The sequence below is a fragment of the Chondrinema litorale genome (assembly GCF_026250525.1).
In the GTDB taxonomy this organism is placed as follows: Bacteria; Bacteroidota; Bacteroidia; order Cytophagales; family Flammeovirgaceae; genus Chondrinema; species Chondrinema litorale.
The window spans coordinates 72104-96629 of the sequence record NZ_CP111064.1; the positions used below are offsets into that span (position 1 = coordinate 72104).

The 24526-nt window shown below is 34.1% G+C and carries 25 protein-coding genes and 1 pseudogene; 15 read left to right on the forward strand and 11 right to left on the reverse strand.

The window, feature by feature from the left end; translation table 11 throughout:
- Nucleotides 1-200 precede the first annotated feature (200 nt).
- Together OQ292_RS39390 and OQ292_RS39395 are read left to right on the forward strand one after the other, a co-directional pair.
- On the forward strand, nucleotides 201-857 hold the full coding sequence (locus tag OQ292_RS39390; protein ID WP_284689665.1) for a porin family protein: 657 nt from the start codon (nucleotides 201-203) through the stop codon (nucleotides 855-857).
- 91 nt (nucleotides 858-948) lie between these two features.
- On the forward strand, nucleotides 949-1302 hold the full coding sequence (locus OQ292_RS39395; RefSeq protein WP_284689666.1) for a cupin domain-containing protein: 354 nt from the start codon (nucleotides 949-951) through the stop codon (nucleotides 1300-1302).
- Between the two features lie 160 nt (nucleotides 1303-1462).
- Here the strand turns inward: OQ292_RS39395 and OQ292_RS39400 are convergent, their stop codons facing one another.
- The 4 genes and pseudogenes from OQ292_RS39400 to OQ292_RS39415 all read right to left on the reverse strand — a co-directional run bounded on the left by OQ292_RS39400 (nucleotide 1463) and on the right by OQ292_RS39415 (nucleotide 5124).
- Entirely contained in the window at nucleotides 1463-1915 is a 453-nt protein-coding gene (locus OQ292_RS39400) for a hypothetical protein (RefSeq protein ID WP_284689667.1), read from the reverse strand.
- A 1508-nt stretch (nucleotides 1916-3423) separates the two neighbouring features.
- Nucleotides 3424-3636 (reverse strand): annotated as a pseudogene (locus OQ292_RS39405) (transposase); the annotation flags it as partial.
- A 124-nt stretch (nucleotides 3637-3760) separates the two neighbouring features.
- Nucleotides 3761-4192: a hypothetical protein gene (locus tag OQ292_RS39410; RefSeq protein WP_284689668.1), complete on the reverse strand. Its 432-nt coding sequence runs from the start codon at nucleotides 4190-4192 to the stop codon at nucleotides 3761-3763.
- Between the two features lie 332 nt (nucleotides 4193-4524).
- A complete protein-coding gene (locus OQ292_RS39415; protein ID WP_284689669.1) occupies nucleotides 4525-5124 on the reverse strand; it encodes a hypothetical protein in 600 nt (199 codons plus the stop codon).
- Nucleotides 5125-5543: 419 nt separating this feature from the next.
- On the opposite strand from OQ292_RS39415, the gene OQ292_RS41285 reads away from it, so the two are divergent.
- The 9 genes from OQ292_RS41285 to OQ292_RS39450 all read left to right on the forward strand — a co-directional run bounded on the left by OQ292_RS41285 (nucleotide 5544) and on the right by OQ292_RS39450 (nucleotide 13085).
- Nucleotides 5544-5771: a transposase gene (locus OQ292_RS41285; protein WP_431733816.1), complete on the forward strand. Its 228-nt coding sequence runs from the start codon at nucleotides 5544-5546 to the stop codon at nucleotides 5769-5771.
- A gap of 63 nt (nucleotides 5772-5834) precedes the next feature.
- Nucleotides 5835-6353 carry a transposase family protein gene (locus OQ292_RS39420; RefSeq protein WP_284689670.1) on the forward strand — a complete coding sequence of 173 codons (519 nt, stop codon included), beginning with the start codon at nucleotides 5835-5837 and terminating at the stop codon, nucleotides 6351-6353.
- 790 nt (nucleotides 6354-7143) lie between these two features.
- Nucleotides 7144-7329, forward strand: a complete 186-nt coding sequence (locus OQ292_RS39425; protein ID WP_284689671.1) for a hypothetical protein — start codon at nucleotides 7144-7146, stop codon at nucleotides 7327-7329.
- Nucleotides 7330-7486: 157 nt separating this feature from the next.
- The gene (locus tag OQ292_RS41070) at nucleotides 7487-7999 is read left to right on the forward strand and encodes a fatty acid desaturase family protein (RefSeq protein WP_348970712.1); all 513 of its coding nucleotides are present in this window, start codon (nucleotides 7487-7489) and stop codon (nucleotides 7997-7999) included.
- On the forward strand, nucleotides 7887-8525 hold the full coding sequence (locus tag OQ292_RS39430; protein ID WP_348970714.1) for a fatty acid desaturase family protein: 639 nt from the start codon (nucleotides 7887-7889) through the stop codon (nucleotides 8523-8525). Before OQ292_RS41070 ends, OQ292_RS39430 begins: the two co-directional genes overlap by 113 nt.
- Before the next feature lie 1523 nt (nucleotides 8526-10048).
- Entirely contained in the window at nucleotides 10049-10474 is a 426-nt protein-coding gene (locus OQ292_RS39435; RefSeq protein ID WP_284689672.1) for a hypothetical protein, read from the forward strand.
- Between the two features lie 710 nt (nucleotides 10475-11184).
- The gene (locus tag OQ292_RS39440) at nucleotides 11185-12216 is read left to right on the forward strand and encodes an ISAs1 family transposase (RefSeq protein ID WP_284689673.1); all 1032 of its coding nucleotides are present in this window, start codon (nucleotides 11185-11187) and stop codon (nucleotides 12214-12216) included.
- Nucleotides 12217-12428: 212 nt separating this feature from the next.
- Complete coding sequence (locus OQ292_RS39445; RefSeq protein ID WP_284689674.1) at nucleotides 12429-12743, forward strand: HPF/RaiA family ribosome-associated protein; 315 nt, start codon at nucleotides 12429-12431, stop codon at nucleotides 12741-12743.
- Between the two features lie 30 nt (nucleotides 12744-12773).
- Nucleotides 12774-13085, forward strand: coding sequence for a phosphoribosylpyrophosphate synthetase (locus OQ292_RS39450; RefSeq protein WP_284689675.1), 312 nt, complete (start codon nucleotides 12774-12776; stop codon nucleotides 13083-13085).
- A gap of 366 nt (nucleotides 13086-13451) precedes the next feature.
- Here OQ292_RS39450 and OQ292_RS39455 read toward each other — a convergent pair whose 3' ends face one another.
- Complete coding sequence (locus tag OQ292_RS39455; protein WP_284689676.1) at nucleotides 13452-15371, reverse strand: hypothetical protein; 1920 nt, start codon at nucleotides 15369-15371, stop codon at nucleotides 13452-13454.
- A gap of 1122 nt (nucleotides 15372-16493) precedes the next feature.
- On the opposite strand from OQ292_RS39455, the gene OQ292_RS39460 reads away from it, so the two are divergent.
- A complete protein-coding gene (locus tag OQ292_RS39460; RefSeq protein ID WP_284689677.1) occupies nucleotides 16494-17081 on the forward strand; it encodes a helix-turn-helix domain-containing protein in 588 nt (195 codons plus the stop codon).
- 726 nt (nucleotides 17082-17807) lie between these two features.
- Here the strand turns inward: OQ292_RS39460 and OQ292_RS39465 are convergent.
- The 3 genes from OQ292_RS39465 to OQ292_RS39475 all read right to left on the reverse strand — a co-directional run bounded on the left by OQ292_RS39465 (nucleotide 17808) and on the right by OQ292_RS39475 (nucleotide 19591).
- On the reverse strand, nucleotides 17808-17999 hold the full coding sequence (locus OQ292_RS39465; protein WP_284689678.1) for a hypothetical protein: 192 nt from the start codon (nucleotides 17997-17999) through the stop codon (nucleotides 17808-17810).
- A 306-nt stretch (nucleotides 18000-18305) separates the two neighbouring features.
- Nucleotides 18306-18563: a hypothetical protein gene (locus OQ292_RS39470; protein WP_284686528.1), complete on the reverse strand. Its 258-nt coding sequence runs from the start codon at nucleotides 18561-18563 to the stop codon at nucleotides 18306-18308.
- A gap of 467 nt (nucleotides 18564-19030) precedes the next feature.
- Nucleotides 19031-19591, reverse strand: a complete 561-nt coding sequence (locus tag OQ292_RS39475) for a helix-turn-helix domain-containing protein (protein WP_284689679.1) — start codon at nucleotides 19589-19591, stop codon at nucleotides 19031-19033.
- A gap of 1365 nt (nucleotides 19592-20956) precedes the next feature.
- Between OQ292_RS39475 and OQ292_RS39480 the strand changes: the two genes are divergently transcribed.
- Nucleotides 20957-21196: a hypothetical protein gene (locus OQ292_RS39480; RefSeq protein WP_284689680.1), complete on the forward strand. Its 240-nt coding sequence runs from the start codon at nucleotides 20957-20959 to the stop codon at nucleotides 21194-21196.
- 121 nt (nucleotides 21197-21317) lie between these two features.
- On the opposite strand, the gene OQ292_RS41290 is transcribed toward OQ292_RS39480, so the two are convergent.
- From OQ292_RS41290 to OQ292_RS39490, 3 genes are read right to left on the reverse strand one after another with little or no spacing between them, the layout of a single operon-like run.
- Nucleotides 21318-21425 carry a transposase gene (locus OQ292_RS41290; protein ID WP_431733819.1) on the reverse strand — a complete coding sequence of 36 codons (108 nt, stop codon included), beginning with the start codon at nucleotides 21423-21425 and terminating at the stop codon, nucleotides 21318-21320.
- Nucleotides 21419-21952 (reverse strand): transposase, encoded by a 534-nt coding sequence (locus OQ292_RS39485; protein ID WP_284689681.1) that lies wholly within the window; start codon nucleotides 21950-21952, stop codon nucleotides 21419-21421. Before OQ292_RS39485 ends, OQ292_RS41290 begins: the two co-directional genes overlap by 7 nt.
- On the reverse strand, nucleotides 21949-22230 hold the full coding sequence (locus OQ292_RS39490; RefSeq protein ID WP_284689682.1) for a helix-turn-helix domain-containing protein: 282 nt from the start codon (nucleotides 22228-22230) through the stop codon (nucleotides 21949-21951). The genes OQ292_RS39485 and OQ292_RS39490 overlap by 4 nt, the downstream gene beginning before the upstream one ends.
- A gap of 101 nt (nucleotides 22231-22331) precedes the next feature.
- Between OQ292_RS39490 and OQ292_RS39495 the strand changes: the two genes are divergently transcribed.
- Both OQ292_RS39495 and OQ292_RS39500 read left to right on the forward strand, forming a co-directional pair.
- On the forward strand, nucleotides 22332-23045 hold the full coding sequence (locus OQ292_RS39495; RefSeq protein ID WP_284689733.1) for an ISAs1 family transposase: 714 nt from the start codon (nucleotides 22332-22334) through the stop codon (nucleotides 23043-23045).
- A gap of 335 nt (nucleotides 23046-23380) precedes the next feature.
- Nucleotides 23381-24394, forward strand: coding sequence for an IS110 family RNA-guided transposase (locus OQ292_RS39500; RefSeq protein ID WP_284686060.1), 1014 nt, complete (start codon nucleotides 23381-23383; stop codon nucleotides 24392-24394).
- Nucleotides 24395-24526 lie beyond the last annotated feature (132 nt).

A 24526-nucleotide genomic window follows, 5' to 3' on the forward strand; every position in this document is an offset into this window, starting at 1 on the left:
GTCATCATTTTCTCTTATACATAAGTATAAGGTTATGGTATAAATATAAATACAGAAAATTTGAACCTAATAAACTAGGCGTATTTTAAAACCTGTGATCTTTGCAATACCCTTCAGTTTGTATGTAATGGTTTATGCATAATACATGCTGACCTTTACAAGGTAAATAAAATTAGGTTCCATTTTAATCAAACAATTTGATGAAAACAATAAATATAATGATGCTGGTAGTATGTATATCCATTACCAGCAATACCAATGCACAAGATAATAAAAGATACCATTATAATGATTATATAGACAATTCTATCGGATTTGGTCTGAAAATAGGCACGAATTACTCTAATGTTTATAGCACTGAAGGCGAAGAATTCAAAAGTAATCCTAAATTTGGTCTGGCAACAGGTTTTTTTGCAACTATTCCCATTTATAGAAATTTAGCGATTCAACCTGAAATTTTGTTATCTCAGAAAGGATTTAAAGCTACAGGAAAAGTTTTCAATGAAACTTATGAGCTTAAACGTACAACAACCTACATTGATGTTCCCATATTGCTTATGTTAAAACCTGTAGAGTTTTTGAGCTTGTTAGTCGGCCCACAGTATTCTTACCTTATAAAACAAAAGAATCGGTTCACCAATGCCTCAACCACTATTGACCAGGAGGAAGCATTTGAAAATGACAATATTCGAAAAAATACTTTGTGTTTTATTATAGGAGCTGATATTAACTTGAACCAAGTAGTAATTGGTACCCGTGTTGGCTGGGATTTGCAAAAAAACAATGGTGATAGCTCATCGTCAACTCCCCGTTACAAAAATTACTGGGGGCAATTAACACTTGGGTATAAATTTTAAAAATTGATAGTAAGTACTATAAACCTCATTAGTCCTTTTTGTCTCATAAATTAAATCGCCAAAAACTACTTTCATTTAATGATAATCACTTATGAACCATTCTGAACTGGAAAAAGGAAAGATCCTAATCATTGTTGAAATCATAGAATATATACCTAATTCCGTGCTGATAAAAACAATCATAAAAAAAACAACTGGCAATGTTAGTGCTGTGTCCTTTGATTCTGGAGAAACTTTAACAGAAAAAACATCACCCTTCGATACATTTATTCAGGTAATTGACGGAAAAGCAGAAGTAGTAATTGATGGAATATCCAATATATTAGAAACCGGACATTCCATCATTATTCCAGCTCATTCTCCTAATAGCATCAAAGCCAACGTGCGATTTAAAATGATCTCTACAATCATAAAGAGCGGATATGATGAGGTTAGTCTAAGCTAAAAAAGTATCTGTGATGGAGAAGAATGATCGCAAAACAAATAAACTATATATACAGGGCTTTTTCATAAAAATTAATTGAGACATTTCAGGGCCAATCTTTTATCATAATTCATTTCTTCCCTGAAGACAGTAATACTTCCCATATCGTTATTGCCTCTTATTATGTTGACGGCAACGTTGATAATGGCCACCACGGAGTGGCAGCTATCGCTCTTGCCCTCCATTTGTTGAAGCATCTTATCCTGTCTTCTCCAAAGCCCTCATCACGTACAAAATGGTCAGATTCTATGCACCAATGCTTCCTTACCGTCCCGAAAAGTTCTTTGCCTATATCTTTGTTTTCAGTATTCTTCCTGCTACTCCTGTTGGATATGTAGCTTGCAGCCGCAAAACTGATCTCCGAGCTTCTCTTATCGGTTTTCACGTCGTACCTTTCCTTTTCCACTACCATTATATCAGATAGCCCACTGTCCTTCCAATCGTCTGCAAACCACTCTGAGTTTACCCAATAATGGTATCCTTTCCGCATCTCTATCCTACCATGACATTTTTCCCACATCTCATCGTGCCATTGGGGCATTTCCGTATCATGTATGTCTCTACAGATCTCCAATAGATGTTTTTGGTACGCTTAACCTGTGTCAAATAAGTACCCTTTTCTTGGTGTATCACTGTCAACAGCTCCTTATTAGTGTGTAAGGCATCAAAACTATAGGCATCTTTAAGTACACTTTTTCCTTTGAAATATCCCTTTACCAATCTTTTTTCGGAATCCTTCGAACCATTATAATAGCCCAATATCTTGCTTTATCCGTTCTGATGGTCCACCATTCTGGCGACCATCCTCACAATATTCTCTGCACGTTTTTGCCCAACAACCTTGTCTATACTGCCCCTCAGCTCTGCTTGCAGCCGCTTTCCATCAATAGCATACCAATTGAAGCTTTCACTATCTTGTTGTTCATCCAGTCTGATGCCAAAGTACCTTTCGTTCAGCTCATTGTAAGAATGGAAATCTAGCAGTTCCAATAATCTGCCGAGCTGGCGCAGTGCAGCTGCGGACGAGAAATACAACTCTGCACCAATAATCCCAACTCAGTGGCCAGGAATAGGTATTCCCTTTCCATCATACGATGTATACTTGATACGGTTATCTTGCCAGTCACCCTGAGTGTACAATAAAGAAAGCTGAACAGTACAAATGCTTGTTCATGCCGCTTCCCTCGCTTCCAGCCGGGATTATCACGTAAATCTATCAGGCCTTGCAATTCCTTATAATATCTGTTATTGCGGGTGCAACCGCGGGTGCAACCTTCGTTTTTTAGGTTGTTCCATATCCTGATATTGAATGTGAGAGTTTTTTATCAAGTTTAGAACAGCCTTTTTTCATATCCAATTTTTTATGAAAAAGCCCTGACTATATATATAACTATTCAAATTGATTATATAATACTTTATAATTTGAATGAAATAACATTTATAATAACAAATTAATTGCTTACCAATCTTATTTTTAACTGTAGCTTTATAAAATATCACTTAATATAAAAGAAAGATGGAAAAAATAATGGACAATAAATACAAGGTAGCTCAGAGTATAATTATACTAAAAGATCTTCTTTGAAACTAATTGTCAGGTACTATATCAGGAAAATATTTTACTGCAAATTCCCAATTGAATCTGAACGAAAAGAATTAATTTACTTTGAAAGAGAACTTTCTGATGATGAAACATTAGAAAAGAATGATATTTTACTGACATTATATTCTAAAGCTAAAATAGTATAAAATAATAGGGTTACCCATCTAAGTCGCAGTACAAATAATTTGACTATAGGTTTTAGGTTTACTCTCAGTCATTCTTTTAAGTAATTTATCTAGGATTGATTCTCTAAAATTCCTGCGGTTAAATCTAAAGAAATATTCGTTTAGGCAATCATTCAACAACCTTTTATCGCAATAGGAATGTGTGCCTCTCAACCAATTTTTCAAATTCCTAATTTGCTGGTGCAACATGGTGAAGTTTTCACCTTTGTTTGATAACTGTGAACGCATGTTCTTGTATAACTTTTTGATAGGTTTATCCACTTCAACCATCTGTAACTATGGCTGCTTTTTTACTTATAATTCACCACGCCAGGATTTGGGATTTTTCATACGATTGAAATTTGAGTGAAAATAAGCGATCAAATTGATCAGCATCCACTTCCATAAATGCTCAATTAGATTTAAGTTTGGAGAATAAGCTGGCAAATACACCAATTTAATATTCCAGGTGGCTGCAAGTAGTTCTGCATCTTCCTTTACCCAATCGCATTTTTGATAACGAGCATTCCATGCCGGGCATTGTCTAAAATCAAATAAAGCTTTTTATCCATTTTTCAATAATGATAATTTCTTATCCATCTCATGTAATCGGTAAAAGTTCCAGCCCTGATGGAGATGTCATTAACCAGACTTAGTATTTGTCTTTTTGCCAGATCCAATCCGCCAAGAACATTGACTCGATGCTCGGCACCCGATAACGACCATGTGAAGTAGGGTTATAACAAGGGTTTTGACTCCATAGGAACCGTTCAAACTTGCCTTGTACAAAGTGAGCGCTATCTAAAAAAAGTAGATCAGCAGACCCACAAGCCATTTTCCTCAGCAATGGAAACAAGGTTTCTGTTTTGAATACTTCTTGTTCTTTGAACCTTTCTTCTGATAACTTTCCTCCCGGAAAAGGTGTGGTTTTTCTGTACCTGAACCCTAATTTTTTAATGAAAATTCTTACCAGCTGTAGGCTTCGTTCAATCCCTAATTCCTGTCTGATCCATTCTCGAATTGCCGAGACATAATCAGGCATGTTTTTATTGATTGCCTCACAGATTTTGTCCTTATGTACCATTAGCTCAGATACTGGTTTTTAATAATTTAGGCAACTCAGTGAACTCAGACCTCCTTCATTAATATAGACGAACATACTTGGTAATTGTGTTTGGGCTTACACCTAAAATTTCAGCACATTGTATTCGATTATAGCCTTTATAAAGTAAGCATATCATGTGAAATCTATCCCGAATTATTGGGTTTTTATGTTTTGCTTCCAGCTGGTTTCTAAGCATATTTGCCTTGGAGGCATCAGATTCTCTATTCCGCCACGGAGTGGGAAAGCATTATTTATAGTTTGGTCACTTAAATATAATGCTTCCTTTTTTTCTCACAACTTGGCGTTGCAGACTATATATGATCTTTGAATATAGGTTTTAAGCTCTCAGCACGATAGTCTTTTATGGTTTGAGCATATCCCTCGGGGGAACCCCTGCCATCATTACCAACTCTATATTCAATGGCAATTATCACTTTGACTTTTTTGTCTGAATGACTACGACCTTGCTCTCCTTGTTGGGGAGTACCTATTTCAAACTCATCTGCATGCACCTGATCTACTAAGGGGGATTTTTTGCTACTGCCCATAGCCTGTTGCTCCTTACGTCTAAATAACCAGGCTGTCGTTTGTCTAACACCAAAACGTTGGGCTAAATAAATACTATTAGCGCCTTTTTTATTGGTAATAATCTCATAAACCATGGCAAAAGCTGTGTCTATACCGAATTTTAACTTATGGAATAAGGTATGAGCTGTGGCAGATTCATCATAACCACAAGCAGAGCATCGTTTACTAAAATCTTGTTTGCCTTTACAAAAAGTAGTATGCCTACATTTTCGAAAATGGTAACCAGCACTCCATTTCTGATCATGTAAATAGGCTAAACACTGTTCTTTTGTCCCAAATCTGTTTTTAAATACTTTTTCTGTTAATCCTTTATCTATTTTCATCTTATCTATGCTTATTTTAAGATAAGATAATCCTGTAGATAGTAAGGGTTTTAAACACTGAGATTTAAATGGGTAACCCTATAAAATAATTTAGGTATGTCGATTTAGGTCTCCTATACTTTTAACTGTCGATGTAATATAGGGTGTGTTTCAACCAATCTAACGATAAGTTTATGAAAAATGGAGTTTCTAAAGCTCCTTCTATTAAATCGGAAGTGGAATTCATTCTACTTAAATAAGTAACTAATAATAGTATTTATCTGGTAAGAAGATGGTCTATTTTAAGACTAGGCTTTTTTTGAAAGAATTTATGACAATCAGACATTTTACAACTTTTAATCTGCATTTTATCATCTAATAACATAATGTAAATAAATTCTTATACTTTTTATTGGTTGTATAAAAAAAGAAGTATTAAAATGAACCTGTCTAAAGTAAAAAATAAGCTATTACCACATTTATCACAAGGTAAGAACGGCCCTAAACTAGCTGAAGAGAAGCTAGTTAGCATTGTGGAGTTGATTGTTTATCGTTTGAAAACGGGATGCCAGTGGCGAGAAATACCTATAGGCCAATATATGGATGAACCTTATAGCTGGCAAAGTGTCTTCCACCATTATAACCGTTGGTACAATGATAACTGTTGACAATTAGGATGGGAAACTTTAGTTGCTGAAAATAAAGATCAACTTGACCTATCTAGTGTTCAGATGGATGGTACACACACACCCTCTAAACAAGGAGGAGAAGCTATAGCTTATCAGAGGCGAAAATCAGCAAAGACCACTAACTCACTTAGTATTTGTGATGCAAAAGGAGTTTTACTGGCAGCTAGTCAACCAGAAAAAGGGAATCATAATGATTTGTATGAGATTGAAAAACATTTTAAAGAAATGATAGAAACTCTTGAAAATGTGGGTATTTGCACAGATGGTCTTTTTATGAATGCTGATGCTGGCTTTGATTGTAATGCATTCAGGACGCTCTGCTTTGAATATGGAATAACACCTAATATCTGTTTGAATAAAAGAAAAGGTAATTTAACAGACCGAGATGAATATTTTGACCCATTGCTTTATAAACAACGCACTGTTATTGCGCATGCTTTTGCCTGGCTAGACGCTTACAAAGCATTATTAATTCGATATGAGAAAAAAGTCAAGAACTGGTTTAATCTCAATTTGCTCGGCTTTTTTGTCGGTTTTTCCAAAAAAATTTACCCTAACTAACTTTAGACAGGTTCAATGCTAAAATTCTTATAATGAGATTTTTTTTTATAAGAAAGGTCAGGGTTTTAAACTTATTTCTGAGAGCATTAAAATTTCTACCTACTCAATAAATATATAGTATAAAAAAGGCAATTCCTGTCAATATCAATGTTATAGATAATGTTTTGAGAGTTGTAACCTGATGAGAAAAATTATGAAATAGCTTCCAAATAAAATTGGGAGGGGGGAAATTATAATAAGAATAGGAATATTTCTCTAGGATCGTATATCTATAAATGCCTCGAATAATACCAACAATCAAAAGATTAATTATAAATGAAATAATTACTATATAAATCATAATTAAAGAATTTTAAATACTAGATGTTTTATAAAAAATGCTTTGAGGAATTTGATAATTGCTTGCATAAAAATTTATAACTTTTAACTTCAAAATTGAACACTTCATTCTTTAAAGTTAGCCGTTACTTATTTTTAAAGTATTACATTGTTTGGACGATAATTACATTTATCCCATATTTTAGGAATCTTACCTTCTAAGTAAAATGTTTGAGCAGATGTAAATTAATCCACAAAAATCATAACTTGTTGTTTTTAGTGCTATAAAAAGTATATAATAGGCAGGTCAAAAAAACACTCTTTTTTTCTCAAAGTGCGAAACATATAATTAATTTAATTTAACATGTAACATATGATGCTTAGAAAATATCGATCTTCGTAAAGCCATAGAATTATAAAATAAGAGTACTATTGGCAAACAATTTATACATAATAAATTAAGTTTTAGAGAATGAAAATTTTAAGAAGTTGGAGGGAACAAAAGGTTATGCTTAAAAGGAGATTTCCAATTTTATGCGATAAGGATTTTGACTTTATGGATGGGCAAAGAGAGAGTATGATGGATAGACTTTCTGTTAAACTTAAGAAAACCAGAGAAGAGCTTGAATTGCTTTTTGCAGAGCTACAGACCTATTAAATAGGCGCTAAAAAAAGGGCAAACAATTGCCCTTTTCAGGGAACCGAAATAAGTATACACAGCAGAGGAACATTAAAAAATAAAGGGCTATTTAAACATTACAATTATCAAAAATTTAAAATTTTCAAAAACCACAAGTACTGATTTTGCAAAAACCTTGCGAACAAGGGTGGATGATTATTTCAATAGAAATAATAAAAGCAAATATGGCAATGGTAATATGGTAGTAAAAACTATTTTTATGCTTTCCATTTACTTTATACCTCTTATCACTATCACCACAGGAATTGTTGCTAGTCCATTATTGCTATTTGTATTGTATATCATCAGTGGATTGGGAATGGCTGGCATAGGTATGGGAGTGATGCATGATGCCATACATGGCTCGTATTCAAAAAACCGCACTGTTAACAAATATGTTGGTTATACAATGAATCTTATCGGGGCAAATGCCAGTGTTTGGAAGATACAGCATAACGTACTCCATCATACCTATACCAATATTGACGATGTTGATGATGACATTAATGCCCCCATTTTCTTACGCTTTTCTCCACATGCTAAAAGATATTGGTTGCATCGTTTTCAATATATATATATGGATTTTTTACGGCTTATCTACCATTTCATGGATTACTGTGAAAGATTTTGTAAGAATAAATCGCTATAAGAAAATGGGGTTCTTCAATGGGGAGGGTGAATTTAGAAAAGAACTTTTGAATATTATTTTATGGAAGGGGATATATTATTCCTATGTATTGATTTTGCCATTAATTATGGTACCATTACCTGCAGAGGTCATTATGTTGGCTTTTTTTAGCATGCATTTTATCACTGGGATTTGTATTAGCATCATCTTCCAAACTGCTCATGTTATGCCTGATACTGTATTTCCTCAGCCTAATGAAAAGGGTATTATTGCCAATGACTGGGCAGTACACCAGTTGGTTACAACGACTAATTACGCCCCTCGAAGGAGGTTTTTTTCTTGGCTTATCGGAGGGCTTAACTTTCAGATAGAGCACCATTTATTTCCCAATGTTTGTCACATACACTACCAGAAAATATCTGAGATTGTTTCAGAAACAGCACGAGAGTTTGGCATGCCTTATCATGTTAAGAAATCTTTCATAATCGCCTTCTGCGACCATATAAGAATGCTTCGTCAATTGGGAAGAGCTTCGTCAAGAATATAGTTACTTCAATTTCTAAGGCGATTCTATACAATATTGTACCACATGTGTTCTCCTCAGATAAAGATCGCTGCATTTTCTGCATCACTCAGATTCAGTGCAAGTACCTTTATCATGACATAAATAATCTTTTTCAATCTTTCTTTTTCCTTATATCATGAGTATCGGATTAAAATCTTCTTTTTACACAATCAGCCTTTAGATTATTACAGCCAGTTTTCTGGTTGAGGCTGTCTCATCAGAACAATGGTCTTTTTTATATACGATACGGCTAAAGAATCTTTTAAATGGGTGTGATTTACTATTACCTATAGCATTAGCTGATTATTCCCGACTACTCAGGACCTTACCACCACTTATCTTATTATGAGGGGCTAATCTTAGCCAACTGAGTGATAACCACTAACAAAATGATTCTGTCTCGAAAATTTATCTATACTTTCTCAAATAGGATTAAGTATGTTCAATTCGTTTGTCCAAGTCATCAATTCTTGACCTGTAATACCTGTAGCTCTCCCAACAGTCTCTTATACTAAACCACTCTGCACTGAAAGTACAGAGGTTTAATAGAGGACTTAAAGTCCTTTGTTTGAAATAATATCAATTTAATTTTTAACTTTATACTGTCTATATTTTTTCGCAGTACTAAAGTTCTGTACTGAAAGTACAGGGTTTTGAACCCATTTCTGAGACCAATAAACAAAAGGTCATTTTTCCACTGACATTCTAATGATTTTGCTAATTCGGCCTTTCACTTCTTTAACCTGACATCTGCAAAATCCGATAACTTTACAAAGTCGCTAACTGGATAAAATAGCATTCAAGATAATTTAGGATGTGATGACGACGATCTTCAGGTAGCAGACGTTTTTTTACTACTTTAAAATACAGGTTGTTTTTATCTCGGATGACAAAGAAGACCTTTTTGCTGTACCAAACCTTTAGCAAAGAAAAATTATTATAAAAGCAATATGCCACGATTATGCTACCAGCTAATAAAAGGATATATAAGCACCTTTATTAGCTGAATTACATCAATGATGTTAAGCTGGTTTGCCATCATAATCAAGTAAAGTATACACCTTCAGAGCCCCTTTAGTGGTTTTATATTTGATCCAATCTAAGAACTTTAGGCAAAGGCTGATCACAATAGCGTCTAATAGAAATATCTTCGATTCTAAGCTTGCAGTAGATATTTAGTTTGCTTAAACTTACTAAATAACTCAAATGAATTTGTAGCAGATAATAAAAGTTACGAAATAAGGTTCAATCACGCTGTTTATTCTAATAACTTATCGAAGATTTAGAGCTCGTTGAATACCTAAATGATTTAAATTACCAGTGGATAAACGTAATCCATTGCTAATATATCGTACTGATAGGCTTTTGGAAAACTAACAAAATAACATAGAAAGCAATTGTGTGAATGATGTAACTATTATGACTAACTGTGTAATGTAGATGAGGCTTAAATTCTGTACCTTTTTATTCCGGATAAGTTTATCTAGGTTAAGAAAAAGACAATAATGAAAACACTACAAACAGTAATATTGACAATAGCTTTGGCAGCGATATTCGTATCCTGCCAGTCCATCTCAGGTCAAACACAGGGACTTTCAAACGAAAGAACAAGAAAAGTAATCATGGACACGATTGCTAGTGATAGTATTATGTCGAGAGAAATGATAGGCACTATGATGAATAGCAACAATGGAATGATGACACAACAACTTATGATGGGCAATCAAAATTCTATGATGAAAATGCTGAAAGATAATCCGGCCATGATGCAAAGGATGATGTCAGCTATGATGGAAACAGCAAAAAGTGACAGCACTATGATGTCTGGAATGATTAAGACTATGTCGGAAAACACACAAATGATGCAGATGTTACAAAATATGACAGGTAATAATAGTATGGGACACATGGAAGGAATAAGCAATAAATAAACTAATCCCAATTAATTATGGAATACTATTTCAGTAGAATAATTTATCTGGAGTCTTAGTAATCGCCTGGAAAAAGCTACTGGGTCGCTTAATGCAGAAGCTTTGGCATACTTACTGAACTGAAATTGTTATAAAGGCCACATTAAAGGAAAAGTTTGATAGTAATAATTATATCTGCGGTGCTCCATATGCTCGTAAAGCATTACTTAAGAAGATAAAATTGGAACAATGCTGCTATGTAATATGATCTTTCAGAAAAAAAATTGCTGACCATGTAGAAATTTCTGCTTCTGATCCTGCGGATTATATGTAAATAATTGAATATAAAGAACTCGCTGATATAGCCTCAGAGAGGGAAAACAAGCTGCTGAAAATAATGTCAAGATTATAGCTGCTATCTCCTTGACATTCGCAAAAATAAAAATATTTATATACAGGGCTTTTTCATAAAAAATTGTGTTTAAAAAAAGGCTGCTCTATTATTGAGAATTAACCTTCACATCGCTTGCAGCCGCAAAGCTCAATAATATGGAACAACCTAAAAAAACGAAGGTAACGGATATTACAGGGAATTACAAGGTTTACTAGATTTACGTGATAATCCCGGCTGGAAGCGAGGGAAGCGGCATGAACAAGCATTTGTACTGTTCAGCTTTCTTTATTGTACGCTCAGGGTGACCAGCAAGATAACAGTATCGAGTGTACACCGCATGATGGAACGTGAGTTTTTGTTTCTAGCTACTGAGCTGGGCATATTGGTAGAGAAATGTATTTCGCGTAGCCAGCTTGGAAGGCTGCTCGAACTACTTGATTTTCATTCATACAATGAGCTGAACGAAAGGCACTTTGGTGTCAAGCTTAACCTGGGTAACGATGAGGAAGACACCGTTTGGTATGCCATTGATGGGAAGCGGCTGCAAGCGAAACTGAGGGGCAGTATAGACAAGGCCTCTGGGCAGAAGCGGGCAGAGAACATCATCAGGATGGTCGCCAGAATGGTAAATCATATTGATTCTAGTAGCAGGACGATATGTTATTATGATGGCTCAAAGATTTCCGAGAAAAAGTTGGTAAAACAATATTTCAATGGAAAGCGGCTATTGAAGGATGCCTACAGTTTCGATGCCCTGCATACCGATAGGGAGCTGCTGTCAGCAGTACACCGAGGTGAAGATACTTACTTGGCACAGGTAAAATATAATCAGAAATACCTGCTGGAGGACTGTATGGATATCCATTGTTCAGAGGTTCCCGATTGGATGGACGAGATATGCGAAAAGGGACATGGTAGAATAGAGAAACGTAAAGGGTACCATTACCATGTCGCTCCAGATTTGTTCGCCAGTAGTTGGAAAAGCAGTGGACTGTCCGATCTGATGGTGGTAGAAAAGGAAAGGTATGAAGTAAAAACTGGTAAGAGGAGCTTGGAGACCAGTTTTGCGGCTGCAAGCTACATATCCAACAGGAGCAGTAGAAAAAATGGCAAGGATAAAAACATCGGCAAGGAACTCTTTGATACCGTCAGGGGACATTGGCGTATCGAGTCCGATCATTTTATCCGTGACGAGGGTTTTGGGGAGGACAGGATAAGGTGCTTCAACAAATGGAGGGCAAGAGCATTAGCAGCGATTATCAATGTAGCTGTCAACCTTATCAGACGTAACAATGATATGCAGAGCATCACTGTATTTAGGGAAAAGATGAACTATGACAGAAGATTGGCACTGAAATGCCTTAAATGATTTTTATGAAAAAGCCCTGTATTTATATACTAAAGATAAAGTGGTTTGGGAATCCTAACAGTTCAGAAATTAGGGCATGATGCCATAAAAGGCAATTTTAGAATTTTATTTTTCCCAAATCACTTCGCATTCATTGAGTGTAATAACAAAATATGAGATCAGCAATCCTAACATTTCGAGAAAAAATAAAATTATATAACAATCTTAAAAGTATGACCAAGCAAATTAATACAGATAAAAATTTAACCGTGCATAAAGAATATGCAAACCAACTAGAAACTCTATTGACAGAAAAATTAGTAAGGTTTGAAGATTATTTGACAAGATTAGAGATTCATCTTTCTGATGAGAATGGAAATAAAGATGCTCTGAATGATAAAAAATGCCTGCTGGAAGCAAGATTAAAGGGAAGGCAGCCAATTGTGACATCAGCATTAGGCAATACCTATGATCAAGCAATAAAGGGCGCAATTGATAAGATAAAGGTATCGCTTGATACCATCATAGGAAAGTTGAGAAATCATTAACAGAATTGGAGCTTTACAAAATGTCGAGTTATGAAAGAATCTTATGGCACATTATCAGAAACAATAAATGGCTTAAAAAAAGAAGGATATATACTTGACTTTAATGTGCGCAATGAAAATTTAGTCTATTTAAAAAACAGTGTTAAATTGTCAGAAAAAGATTTTAAGATTGATAAAGTGTATCGGTTTGAAGGAGAATCGAATCCTGATGATGCAGCAATACTTTATGCCATTTCCTCACCTAGGTTTGGCGTGAAAGGATTGCTTATTAACGGTTATGGTATTTCTTCAGATAATGTATATGATGCATTGATTTCGATGCTAAAAACTCACTCCGTTTGAGTATGACTCGTCTTGAAATATTTTTTCAGTACAATCATGGCTTAATTTGCTTCTAAATTCAGAAAGTACGTTGTTATGCTGTAACTTGCTGATTATCAGTATTGATTTTTTTTGCAACTACTTACGAAAAATATACAAACACCTTTATGAGTATTTCTAGATAGTTTTGAAACCTGAGAGAATCTTATAACTTATTGATTATCACACCAAAACAAGTCAAATATGTCTTTATGTAAAGTATACTCTTATCTCATCACAAATCATAAAAGACATAATATATGCCTAATATGCTAAGCTGTGTTACATGTTTTTTAATCTATTATACTCTATTTTACCATAAAGCAAGATCAAAATGTTCCCCTTCAATCATTTAAATACCAGCTGTTTATACTGACTGTTATTTGCTTGCACACTTACAATTCCTTCACCATGACAAACTGGACAGGTTACGGTTTCATAACCATCTAACACCGTCTGTTTTACTGTATATTCTATTGGGTCGCTCTTATGAGTGGTATAGTAATAGTCTACTATAGCACCATTTACTTTGCGTACTGTGGTGGTATTGCGCGGTATGGATTTTTGCACATTGATCTCCTTATACTTTTTGCTGGTAATGGTTTTAGGACAAAAAGTCTGAGTAACTGTTTTGGCAGAGTATAACCAATAAATTGGCCCAGAGTTTTCGTCTAGCCATACGGGTTCGCCATAGTCTCCCATCACCTTTATAGCCTTGTTTTTAGTATCAACTTCTAGTACTTTGATTAAGCGTTGTATTTCAGATATATACACGTATGGATTGTCTGTTGTCATTCCAGTATATGGCATTTCTCCATAATAAACGCTTCCCTTAAAGCTAAGAGGCACTCTGCCAATAAAGGCAAAACCTTTAACTGATATATATTTCCAGCGGTTTCCATTTTTATAAGTTTTACGTCCATTGTCAATCTCTAGCTTGCGCCCATCTACCAAAACGCCATTATTAAAGACTCCTGCAGCACCTTTTACACGCGTAGCAAAGGCAAGATAATCTTCATCTTCGTTCTTAGGGTTCCCAGAATACTTATCATTATAAAGTCTAGTCATGTTCACCCTATAGCCCATGCCATGTAGTTTTCCATTTTGGAAATTGCCCACCTCCAAATAAGAATGGTCGCCCTTAAAGATAGAATCGGAAGTATGGAACTTAATCCCATAGCCTGTTAGATTAGCCGTATCTTTACTTAGCACATGACCCGACATGGTACCAAAAACAATGCTTTTTTCGTCATCTGTTCCTTTATTCAAATAAGAAGACCCATAATAGTCCATATCAACTACCAAATTATTAAGCAGGCTGTCTACTTGAGGTTTTTCTTGCTCCATTGCTGGAATGGTCATTTCAATTTCGCCATCCACTACCAATGCCCATTTATATGGAACATCGGACCAAGGTTGCTCTAGGAAGAACACCCCCCCATTGCCATATTCCATAAATAATGGTACCATATAACCAGTAAAAGTGCCATATCTGCGCGAATCGTAGCTACCGGCAGTAGAGAAACCGATGTATCGATCCCCATTCTCGAAATTAATTAAAGAAGTTTCCTTGGCTCTTGGTGCAATAAACTTATTATAAGTGCCTAAGGGGTTAAAAGGATATACCATATTTTCTGTATAAGCGCCAATTTTAGAATGCACATAAGGCATCCCTCCAATGTTGGAATAGAGCATAAAATCGTATTCTCCATTTGGCTTTCTGGCCGTTCTAAAGATGTACTGACCAGTTTCGTCTAATTCTTCACTATAAAGAATGCTGCCATCTTCATTGTACATATTACCTGAAGGTTTAATCGTATTCCCTTCAATATCATTTATGCTGGCAAACAGTTTACCACTACCTTGATACAACACATCTGAGCTAGGAACTATACTCACTCCCTCAATTTTAGGTCTGTAAGCACCTTGGCTATAAATAGTAACTTTGGTAAAGTAAACTTTGCCTGATGTTACCAATCTTCTACCATCCAAAGTGAAAGTGAGCTCATCATACTTCTTCTTACTTTTTTGGGCAGCAAGATATTTTCCATCGGCTTTTACCTGAGATACATCAACGAACTTGCTATTAGCCGACCAAGCTAATCTTTTCAACTCGTCCAACTGCTCCAACGACTTAGTATTCATAAAATAATACTTCTGGAAAATTCCATTTTCGACAATACTCTGCGCAGCAATATCCAAACTCAAAAATGATAAAAGGAAAAATCCTAGAAATACTAATTGCTTATACTGTTGCCTGTTTTTCATAATTATATGGTGCTATTAAAGTCCATTTAAACATAATCAGAATCCAGAACGGAGAAAATAGGGCAATTGACGTAATTTTGGCAGATTTGTTGAAATTTAATTGGTGATGTAGAGCTTAGGTTAATTAAGAGGGCTCCTACTTTAAGTTTAAAAATAGCATACAACCATACTTTGAAAAGCAGAATGTAAATTAGAACTAAGCCTTAGCTTTAAATAAGGCAATAAACCACTCTGTACTTTCAGTGTAGAGTGGTTTTGTTGGATACAAATCTAATATTTGATATATACTTCTAGGTAATGACTGCATAGTTAACTCATTATATAATCATTGCTATGGAAGATTAGAAATAGAGAAATAATACAAATATTACTTTTTTTATGTAAAGCATTATCCATTAAAATTCTCAATCTTTGGGCATGTGTTAAAAACTTAACTCATGATAAATATAGATTGACTGGAATGCTAATGTCTGAAACTTCTGGCTAGTGATACCTACTAGCTATTTATTAAAGCCTGATTTTTTGAATCAAGCTTTTTTTTTATAAATAGCTTATTGGAAACACATTGTTTGGAATTGACAAAAAATTTCAAACATCTCTCTCTTATGAAGTTTTCTTTTAAAAAAAGAATGTAACTGTGGAAAACAGTCTCTTTAATCTAATAAAAGACTAGTGCATAGTGACTTATGAAGATTTTTTTTCTAAGAAAGAAATCACTTTTCTATAACAAAAATAAATATTTCGAATACTGTTAAAATAAATGAAATGTAAACTGTATCTAATTTAAAAAGCTGATGATAGAAATTATGATATAATTTACCAATGAAACCTAAAGGATATGAATCGTAATAAGCATAACTATATTTTTTTATTTTTCTGTATCGTAAAAGACCTCTGGTAATACACACTAACAAAATATTCGCTAAAAAAAAGCTTAGTATTATTTGTACCATTATCAACATTGTTTTTAAAAGTAAAACTATCATTCTATTTAATTATCTAATATTTTGATAACTAAAATAGACAGCATTAATGCTAATCTATAGTCCGCAACGTTAGGTTGCGATAAAAAAGGAAGCACTATATTTAAGTGACCAAACTATAAATAATGCTTCCCACTCCGTGGCGGCAATAGAGATCAGTAAAACTGATGCCTCCGAGGCAAATATGCTTAGAAACCAGCTGGAAGCAAAACATAAAAACCCAATAATTCGAGATAGATTTCATATGATATGCTTACTTTATAAAGGGTTTAGACGAGGAGAATGTGCTTATATTTTAGGCTTGAGACCCAATACGATTACCAAGTATGTTCGTCTTTATAATGACGGAGGCCTGTATTTATTAAGACGTCTTAACTATAAAAAACCGGTTTCCAAATTAATGGAACACAAGGAACAAATCTGCGAGGCGATCAATAATATATTACCAGATTGTGTCTCGGCAATTCGAGAATGGATCAGACAGGAATTAGGGATTGAGCGGAGCCTGCAGCGAGTAAGAATTTTCATAAAAGAACTAGGGTTTAGGTATAGAAAAACCACGCCCTTTCCAGGAGGTGAATTGTCAGAAGAATGGCTCAAAGGACAAGAAGTATTTAAGACAGAAACTTTGTTTCCATTGCTGCGGAAAGTGGCCTGCGGGTCTGCTGATCTACTTTTTTTAGATAGTGCTCACTTTGTGCAAGGTAAGTTTGAGCGGTTCCTATAGAGTCAAAAACCTTGTTACAACCCTAGTTCTCATGGTCGTTATCGGGTGCCGAGCATCGAGTCAATGTTCTTCCCGGATTGGGTCTGGCAAAAAGACAAATACTAAGTCTGGTTAATGACATCTCCATCAGGGCTGGAACTTTTACCGATTACATGAGATGGATAAGAAATTATCATTATCGAAACATGGATAAAAAGCTTTATTTGATTTTAGACAATGCCCAGCATGGAATGCTCGTTACCAAAAAACAGATTGGGTAAAGGAAGATGCAGAACTGCTTGCAGCCGCTTGGAATATTGAATTGGTGTATTTGCCAGCTTATTCCCCAAACTAAAATCTGATAGAAAGGTTATGGGTGCCATGCAATGGAAGTGGGTAAAAAAAGAGCTTGGAAAACATTATAGTAAGGATAATAACTCCTTTAAACTCCAAATTGAAAAGACTTTACAAAAAATGAATTCGGAAGTGAGTGCCGATCAATTTGATAGCTTATTTTCCCTCAAATTTCAATCGTATGAAAAATCCCAAATACTGGTGTGGTGAACTATAAAATGGTAAATAATTTAAGAATAGCTCATTTTGACGAATTTCATTTAAAATTCTATATAGTAAAAATTATACATCAACAACATTTGTTGATTGCTACAATTTCCCCCAAATTATTACCAATTTTTTCTATAAAGTAATCAACCTAAAACAATAGATTGTTTTATAAACACTCATTATTTAAAGGTTTTTATCATCTTTTGAAAATAACTCTCTTTCGAAAAAAACCAATTCTTTTCGATTAGGTTCATCAGGAAATTTACAGTAATAAATCTTTTGTGTATAGCGTCTCACAATTAGCTTTAAAGACGTATCTTTTTTTGAAAAGACTACATCGCCTTCCTTAAATTTGTTATCTATTTCGATTTTCATTTTTATCTTAAAAACATTGTAAAAATCAATCTGTCAAATGTAATCTTTCACAAAGCCTAAAGTATTACATATCTATTTTAAGAGTTATAGAAATCATAGATATCTATTGGGGTGAGGCTTTATTTAAATAGTAATGAAGAATTAGCTTATATTAAAATAGATGAGAAGTTGGACCTACACCCACCAGATCTGTAATTTTATGGCTCAACCTTTTATTGTTTCAGATGTATACTTTGTTTTTTGTACTTATGACATATAAACTTATCAAGTTATGGCATACTGAATAAAGTAATCTAAAATTAAAATTTACTGTATTTCATCTTCTAAAGCATGCAGACGTACAATCTCATGTTGCGTTTCATTAGCAATTAATAGGTGTCCTTGCGCGGCTATTATATTTTGTGCAGCTTGGATATTTTGTCCAACTTCATAGAGACTTGCCGCTTCAAGATGATATTTTGCAGCTTTATCTAAATGATTAGCTATTTTTCTATGGTGTTCAGTTATTATCTTATCTGAATTATATGATTTTTTGTCTTTATGCATCATCTCAAATATAGCCATCTTTAAAACAGCCTGTTTAAATTACTAAAATTAGCTTCAATGAAAATTAAAGGTTATCTACTAAAAAAATATAAATTACATAAATGCAACAAATTGATAATAAAAAGCCTTAAATTTTTAAACATGTACTATCAAATTCAAAAAAAAATCCTATCTATATCTAAACATTAAGTCTGAATATAAGTAGGAAAAATGTTAAGCATATAGTTAGTTTATAAAAAATCTTGTGATGCTTTCATTGTTATATGTTATTTAATCTTCATGCCTCTTATCTTTTCGCTTAGCTGCCTTAATGGCTCTTTTTTCTTTTAAGCTTTTTTGAGGTTGGGTTTTACCATTTTTGGCTTTACCTTCTTTTTGTTTAGACATATTCATTAAGTTTTAATGAAATAACATTGTAGTTACACCAAATGTATGTATTCTTATTAATGAATGCTTTACATTGTAATATTATACTATTACATATATCATAGATCTTCTAAATTATTTCTACGTTTTTTCTTCATTGCTTTAAAAAATGAAGGTGTTAAACCAGTTATCTTTTTAAATTGATTAGATAAATGAGCTACACTACTGTAATGTAACCTATAGGAAATTTCGGAAAGAGTAAGTTCATCATAGATCAGCAATTCTTTCACCTTTTCTATTTTATGTAAAATAATGTATTGTTGTATATTGATGCCTTTTATCTGAGAAAATGTATTAGCCAGGTAGGTATAATCGTAGTGTAATTTCTCACTGATGTAATCGGAGTAATTCACTTTGGGTAATTCATCTGAATAGTGAATCATTTCTATAATAACATTTTTTATCTTTTCAATCAGAATACTCTTGTTATCATCTAATAAATACAAACCCGATTTGCTCAGATTTTTTTTAAGTTCATCATGCTGTTGTTGGGTAATATCTTCTAGAATTTCAACCATGCCCAGTTCTACAATACTTGCATGTAAGCCCAATTTTATAAGTTCGTCTTTTACCATCATTTTGCATCGCAAACTGACCATATATTTAATGTAAAGTTTCATGATTATGAACAGATTTAAAAATAAGTGTTAATGATTTTTTGTGCTTGTGGAAGATGATTGTAAAAGCTATATAGCTCTTTATCAAATAGATAGCTATCATGTTTATTATCCTTTTCTTCTCCTTGATGTTGGCATCTATTCATTCACTTTCTAATAGTTCCATCATTGCCTTACAATCAAATATAGGGTCTGCATTTAAAAAAAGGCCCTCTGTGCATACCTCTTTTGCCCTTAAGTCACCCAACATTTTTGTCAGCACTTTTTTAATCTAGAAACAGTCATGGTGAGCCCCATCGACTGGTTCAGTACAGGCAATCACGCTTCCAAAATGACCTGTCAAAAGTAGCATATTGCTCATCATGGCCTTCTTCCCTCCCTGATATCCGACTTGCTCCCCACCTTTCTTGCAAGGTGTATAGCTGCCATCCATATCAGTGCTTGAAAGATCCAATTTGTTCTTATATTTCTTCATAGAGCCGTTCCACAGCCGCTCCCAGCTACCATCTGTACACCACCGCCGTAATGGTAATATATTGATCCCCAGCTCATTGGCTTACCATGAAAGAAGCATGATACAGGGAGCATATGCCACTGGACTCCTGTCTTCAATTTATAAACAATACATTCCACCTCTCGCAAAAGGCTCGCCGAAGGCCATGTCGCTTGTTGAATCCGTTTGACTTACCTATATGCAGATGGAGCATTATTTCTTTGTTTATGATATCTTTACCTAAGAGTCGCATAGGGGGTTGTAAAGAGGTTGGTTCGCTCCACTATTTCCCTTCTCCTTTGTGACTTTTCAAATCTTGTTAACTTTTATTTTTAAATCACTTCTATATATCTACAAGTAATATCAGTTTTTTTTTCTTGTTATTTTTATAATATACTTTTTCTTTTGATTCTTTGAAAAAGAACATTACCAAAAGTTTAAACATATCTATATCCATAACAAAAATTCTGGTGAGAATGTCTTGATTTAACTTTTTGACAATTTGTGAAATTGTTGCATATACTTTAAAATGTTGCAGGCAAGACTAATAATTTCATCAATAGCATGTGAATGCGTCTATTATCTCTCAAAACAAGGTCTTCAACTCCTTTATTAAGCCTACGCTATTTTTTAATTAACCCCTAGCTAGCATTTTTACCAATTATAATAGATTGTAGAGGTCTACTGTTGAAAAGCCACACAAAGGTTAAGGATTATTATTAGTATATAGGGCATTTTCATAAAAAAAGTTTGGATAAAAAATTAGGTTGTTATACTATCAAAAAAGAATTCTCACATTACAATTAAGATAGTATGAAACAACCTAAAAAAACGAAACTAGTAGTTATTACCAAAAATTACAAGAATTGTTGGACATGAGAGACAATAGAGGTAAGAGACATGATCAAGCTTTTGTACTTTATTGTTTTTTATATAGTATGTTACGTTTAACAGGTCATATTACAGTTTCTTCAGTGCACAGAATGATGGAAAAAGAATATACTTATCTAGCTAATGAATTGGGATTAGTAGTTCACAAATGTATTTCTCGGAGTCAACTTGGTAGACTATTAGAGCTACTCGACTTTCATTCCTATAACCAATTAAGTAGTTAAGAAAAAGAAATCGAGTATTTAGATCCATAATTCTGAAGGATTTCAATAATCTTTTGGTATAGAGTATTTTGGGATTGATAATCATTCGTCTCCAACCAATAATATTTCATTTGCTTCCATTTCATGGCGACCATAATATCTCTATTTTATTGAGTTCAGGGCTGTAGGCAGGTATAAATTGTAGGTAAAGCCCTTTTTCACGCCATTCTGATAACTTTTCTTTTACAATTTTTGCTTTGTGTACTGGTGCATTCCATGCCGGACGTTATCTAATACAACTACGGTTTTTTTATTGATTCTGTCACTTAAATTAGATAATACTTCAACCACTGTTTTTGCTGTACATGCCTCTGGCATTATATAACCGTAAAAGCTTTGTCTGTGGATATTAAGTGTTCCCAAAACTGTCCAATTAGTTGAACTACGTTTAGCAGGAAGCAAAATTTGCTGTCCTATCAGTTGCCAACCATAAGGCACATTGGGGTTTAAGTTAAAACCTGATGCGTCCATAAATATCAAATCTATTATTCCTTCCTTTGCCTGTTGATCTAGACAGCTTAATTCTAACTTGAAAAACTCAAAAAGTACTTCATCTCTTTCTGGTTTTAAGCTCTTTCGATAGCGCTTCCATACCAGTTTATTTCTTTTGAAAATACACTTTAATGTTTCTACATGGCAACTTTTACCTGTACTAGTAATCACTTCTTGAAGAAATACTTTTATCCTTTGGATGCCCAAACAGGCTCTTTGGATCATTTTTTTTCTTCTGTTTCTGTATAAATACGTCTTCGACCACTTTTAGGAAGATTAGCCAAGTTGTTCATTTTTCCTTGATCCCATCGGTTGAACCAACGAGATATTGTATCTCGATTTACTTCTAATATATCTACGATTTGCTCCATAGTATAGCCTTTTATACTCAGCAATAAACCTTCTATGCGAACAGATTCCTGTCGGCTCATTGGTTTTTTAAGTTGAGATTTTAATAATTCAACTTCTTCTTTACTTGCTTTGATAAATCGATGTTGTCTCATAACTCAAAGCTACACATTTTTTAAATGCTTTATTTCTTTTATGTAGTTACTTAAATGAAGACTTTTTTGGAATAAGCATTAGCCATCAACATAAAAATGGTATTGACTCTTGGTTTGCTATTGATGGGAAGCGGCTGCAAGCGGAGTTACGAGGAAGCATAGATGGAGTTGCAGGGCAAAAACGGTCTGAAAATATAGTAAGAATACTTAATCATCATGATAGTAGTAGCAAAGTCATTTGTTATTATGATGGCTCAAAGAGTTCTGAAAAAACATTGGTAAAAACATATTTTGAAAACCAAAAGTCACTAAAATGTTGCTACAGTCTGGATGCACTGCATACTAGTGCTCATCTGATGACAGCCATTCACCAAAGACAGGGTACTTATCTGGCTCAAGTTAAGGCTAATCAAAAACACCTCCTAGAAGCTTGTAAAGACATCCATCAAACTGAAATGACATTTTGGAGTGAAGACATATTTGAGAAAGGACATGGCCGAATAGAGAGAAGAAAAGGCTATTGCTATCACATAGATCCAAGTTGGTTTGCTAGAGTTTGGAATAACAGCGGAGTAGCTAAACTCATGGTGGTAGAACGAGAACGCACTAATATGAAAACAGGTAATAAAAACGTAGGTACTTACTACTATATCTCTAATAAGAAGGCGACTCATCGTAATTGTAAAGATATTGGAATAGAGTTATTCCAAGCTGTAAGGGCGCACTGGAGTATTGAAGCTGATCATTATATACGGGACAAAATATTTGGAGAAGATTGTATATTTCATTTAGAAACTATCCCACATTTCGGTTGAAAAGTGTACCACTATTTCATAATGATAAAAAGAGGAAACTCTTTTTATTTAAACATGATAAGTATGTACACAAAACAATCGGACTGCCCTTTAGATTTGTAAATATCAAGATTCACTCAAAAGCCCGTAACTTTAAAAATAAAAGTAAATACCTCTGGAACGAGGGGTGAACTATGGACTGCCGTAAACATTAAAGGTTTAAGGCTCGATACAGTCCCTTTGTTTCAGTTAGGTTGAAATAGTACCAATTAGAGTTTTAAGCAATCAGGCTTATTAAAGGGCATAGTAATTTCAACTTAAAGGTATAATGGTTTAACTAAACAGAGAATGAAAATATGAAATACGATTGGTTTATCGGAATAGATATTTCTAAAGCTACTTTCGATGTAGCTTGCTGTAATGAAGTGCATCCTGAAAAGTATATCCATAGAAAGTTTAACAATACCTTATCAGGTTTTGGGAAGATGGAGATATGGCTTAAGCAAAAAGGGGTGAATTTTAGTAGAACTTTTATTGGTATGGAACATACAGGGATATATGTGTTGCATCTATGTACATATCTAGGACAAAAAGGGATTGCTTATTCATTGGAAAATCCATTAGAAATTAAACGTTCTATAGGCATACAACGAGGGAAAAATGATAAAGTGGACTCCTGGAGGATTGTAGATTTTCTATTTAGCCGAAGGCACAAATTAACTTCCAAACCACTTCCCTCCAAAACGATACTAGAGATTAAAAACCTTCTTGCCTACCGTGAAAGGGCGATTAAAACAAAGGTCTCCCTAGAGATTAATATCCAAGATATGAAGGATACTAACGATTTGATAGACAATAGCTTGTTAATATCTATGTCTGAGCAGCAACTGAATATAATAAAGATCCAACTCAAAGAGCTTAACAAAAAACTGCGAGAAATAGTAGCCAGAGATGAAGACATGAAGAAAAACTATAAACTAGTGGTCAGTGTTCCAGGAATAGGATTAATAACTGGGCTGTTCTTTTTGGTTTATACCCAAAACTTCACAGTCTTTACAAATGGGAGAAAGTTTGCATCTTATAGTGGTGTTGCTCCTTTTGAGCACAGCTCAGGTGTTAGCATTAGAGGTAAAACAAGAGTAAGTCCTTTAGCAAATAAAAAGATGAAAGCCTTATTAAGTAACTGTGCTTGTACGGCCATACAACACGATTCTGAAATGAAGCAATATTATCACCGCAAAAAAAAGCAAGGGAAAGAAAGGTGTGTAGCACTTAATGCTGTAAAAGCGAAACTAATCAATAGAGTATTTTCGGTAGTAAAAAGAAAATCAGAGTACTTGCCTTTTAACGAATATAGACATGTAGCTTAAATAGATATTTTTGATTATTTATGGCTAAACTCCCCTCTCAAGTACAACTTGAAGAGGTAGTAAGAATATTTCCGATTTTTGCCATTGCTGACAAGTTGCTCCCCAGTAGAGCTTGTTTTCTCTATTGGATAA

Coding starts and splice junctions, on each gene's coding strand:
- OQ292_RS39390 (WP_284689665.1), top strand. CDS start 201: ATGAAAACAATAAATATAATGATGCTGGTAGTATGTATATCCATTACC.
- OQ292_RS39395 (WP_284689666.1), top strand. CDS start 949: ATGAACCATTCTGAACTGGAAAAAGGAAAGATCCTAATCATTGTTGAA.
- OQ292_RS39410 (WP_284689668.1), bottom strand. CDS start 4,192: ATGGTACATAAGGACAAAATCTGTGAGGCAATCAATAAAAACATGCCT.
- OQ292_RS39415 (WP_284689669.1), bottom strand. CDS start 5,124: ATGAAAATAGATAAAGGATTAACAGAAAAAGTATTTAAAAACAGATTT.
- OQ292_RS41285 (WP_431733816.1), top strand. CDS start 5,544: ATGAACCTGTCTAAAGTAAAAAATAAGCTATTACCACATTTATCACAA.
- OQ292_RS39420 (WP_284689670.1), top strand. CDS start 5,835: ATGGATGGTACACACACACCCTCTAAACAAGGAGGAGAAGCTATAGCT.
- OQ292_RS39425 (WP_284689671.1), top strand. CDS start 7,144: ATGAAAATTTTAAGAAGTTGGAGGGAACAAAAGGTTATGCTTAAAAGG.
- OQ292_RS39430 (WP_348970714.1), top strand. CDS start 7,887: ATGCTAAAAGATATTGGTTGCATCGTTTTCAATATATATATATGGATT.
- OQ292_RS39435 (WP_284689672.1), top strand. CDS start 10,049: ATGAAAACACTACAAACAGTAATATTGACAATAGCTTTGGCAGCGATA.
- OQ292_RS39440 (WP_284689673.1), top strand. CDS start 11,185: ATGATGGAACGTGAGTTTTTGTTTCTAGCTACTGAGCTGGGCATATTG.
- OQ292_RS39445 (WP_284689674.1), top strand. CDS start 12,429: ATGACCAAGCAAATTAATACAGATAAAAATTTAACCGTGCATAAAGAA.
- OQ292_RS39450 (WP_284689675.1), top strand. CDS start 12,774: ATGAAAGAATCTTATGGCACATTATCAGAAACAATAAATGGCTTAAAA.
- OQ292_RS39455 (WP_284689676.1), bottom strand. CDS start 15,371: ATGAAAAACAGGCAACAGTATAAGCAATTAGTATTTCTAGGATTTTTC.
- OQ292_RS39465 (WP_284689678.1), bottom strand. CDS start 17,999: ATGAAAATCGAAATAGATAACAAATTTAAGGAAGGCGATGTAGTCTTT.
- OQ292_RS39470 (WP_284686528.1), bottom strand. CDS start 18,563: ATGGCTATATTTGAGATGATGCATAAAGACAAAAAATCATATAATTCA.
- OQ292_RS39475 (WP_284689679.1), bottom strand. CDS start 19,591: ATGAAACTTTACATTAAATATATGGTCAGTTTGCGATGCAAAATGATG.
- OQ292_RS39480 (WP_284689680.1), top strand. CDS start 20,957: ATGAGAGACAATAGAGGTAAGAGACATGATCAAGCTTTTGTACTTTAT.
- OQ292_RS39485 (WP_284689681.1), bottom strand. CDS start 21,952: ATGATCCAAAGAGCCTGTTTGGGCATCCAAAGGATAAAAGTATTTCTT.
- OQ292_RS39490 (WP_284689682.1), bottom strand. CDS start 22,230: ATGAGACAACATCGATTTATCAAAGCAAGTAAAGAAGAAGTTGAATTA.
- OQ292_RS39500 (WP_284686060.1), top strand. CDS start 23,381: ATGAAATACGATTGGTTTATCGGAATAGATATTTCTAAAGCTACTTTC.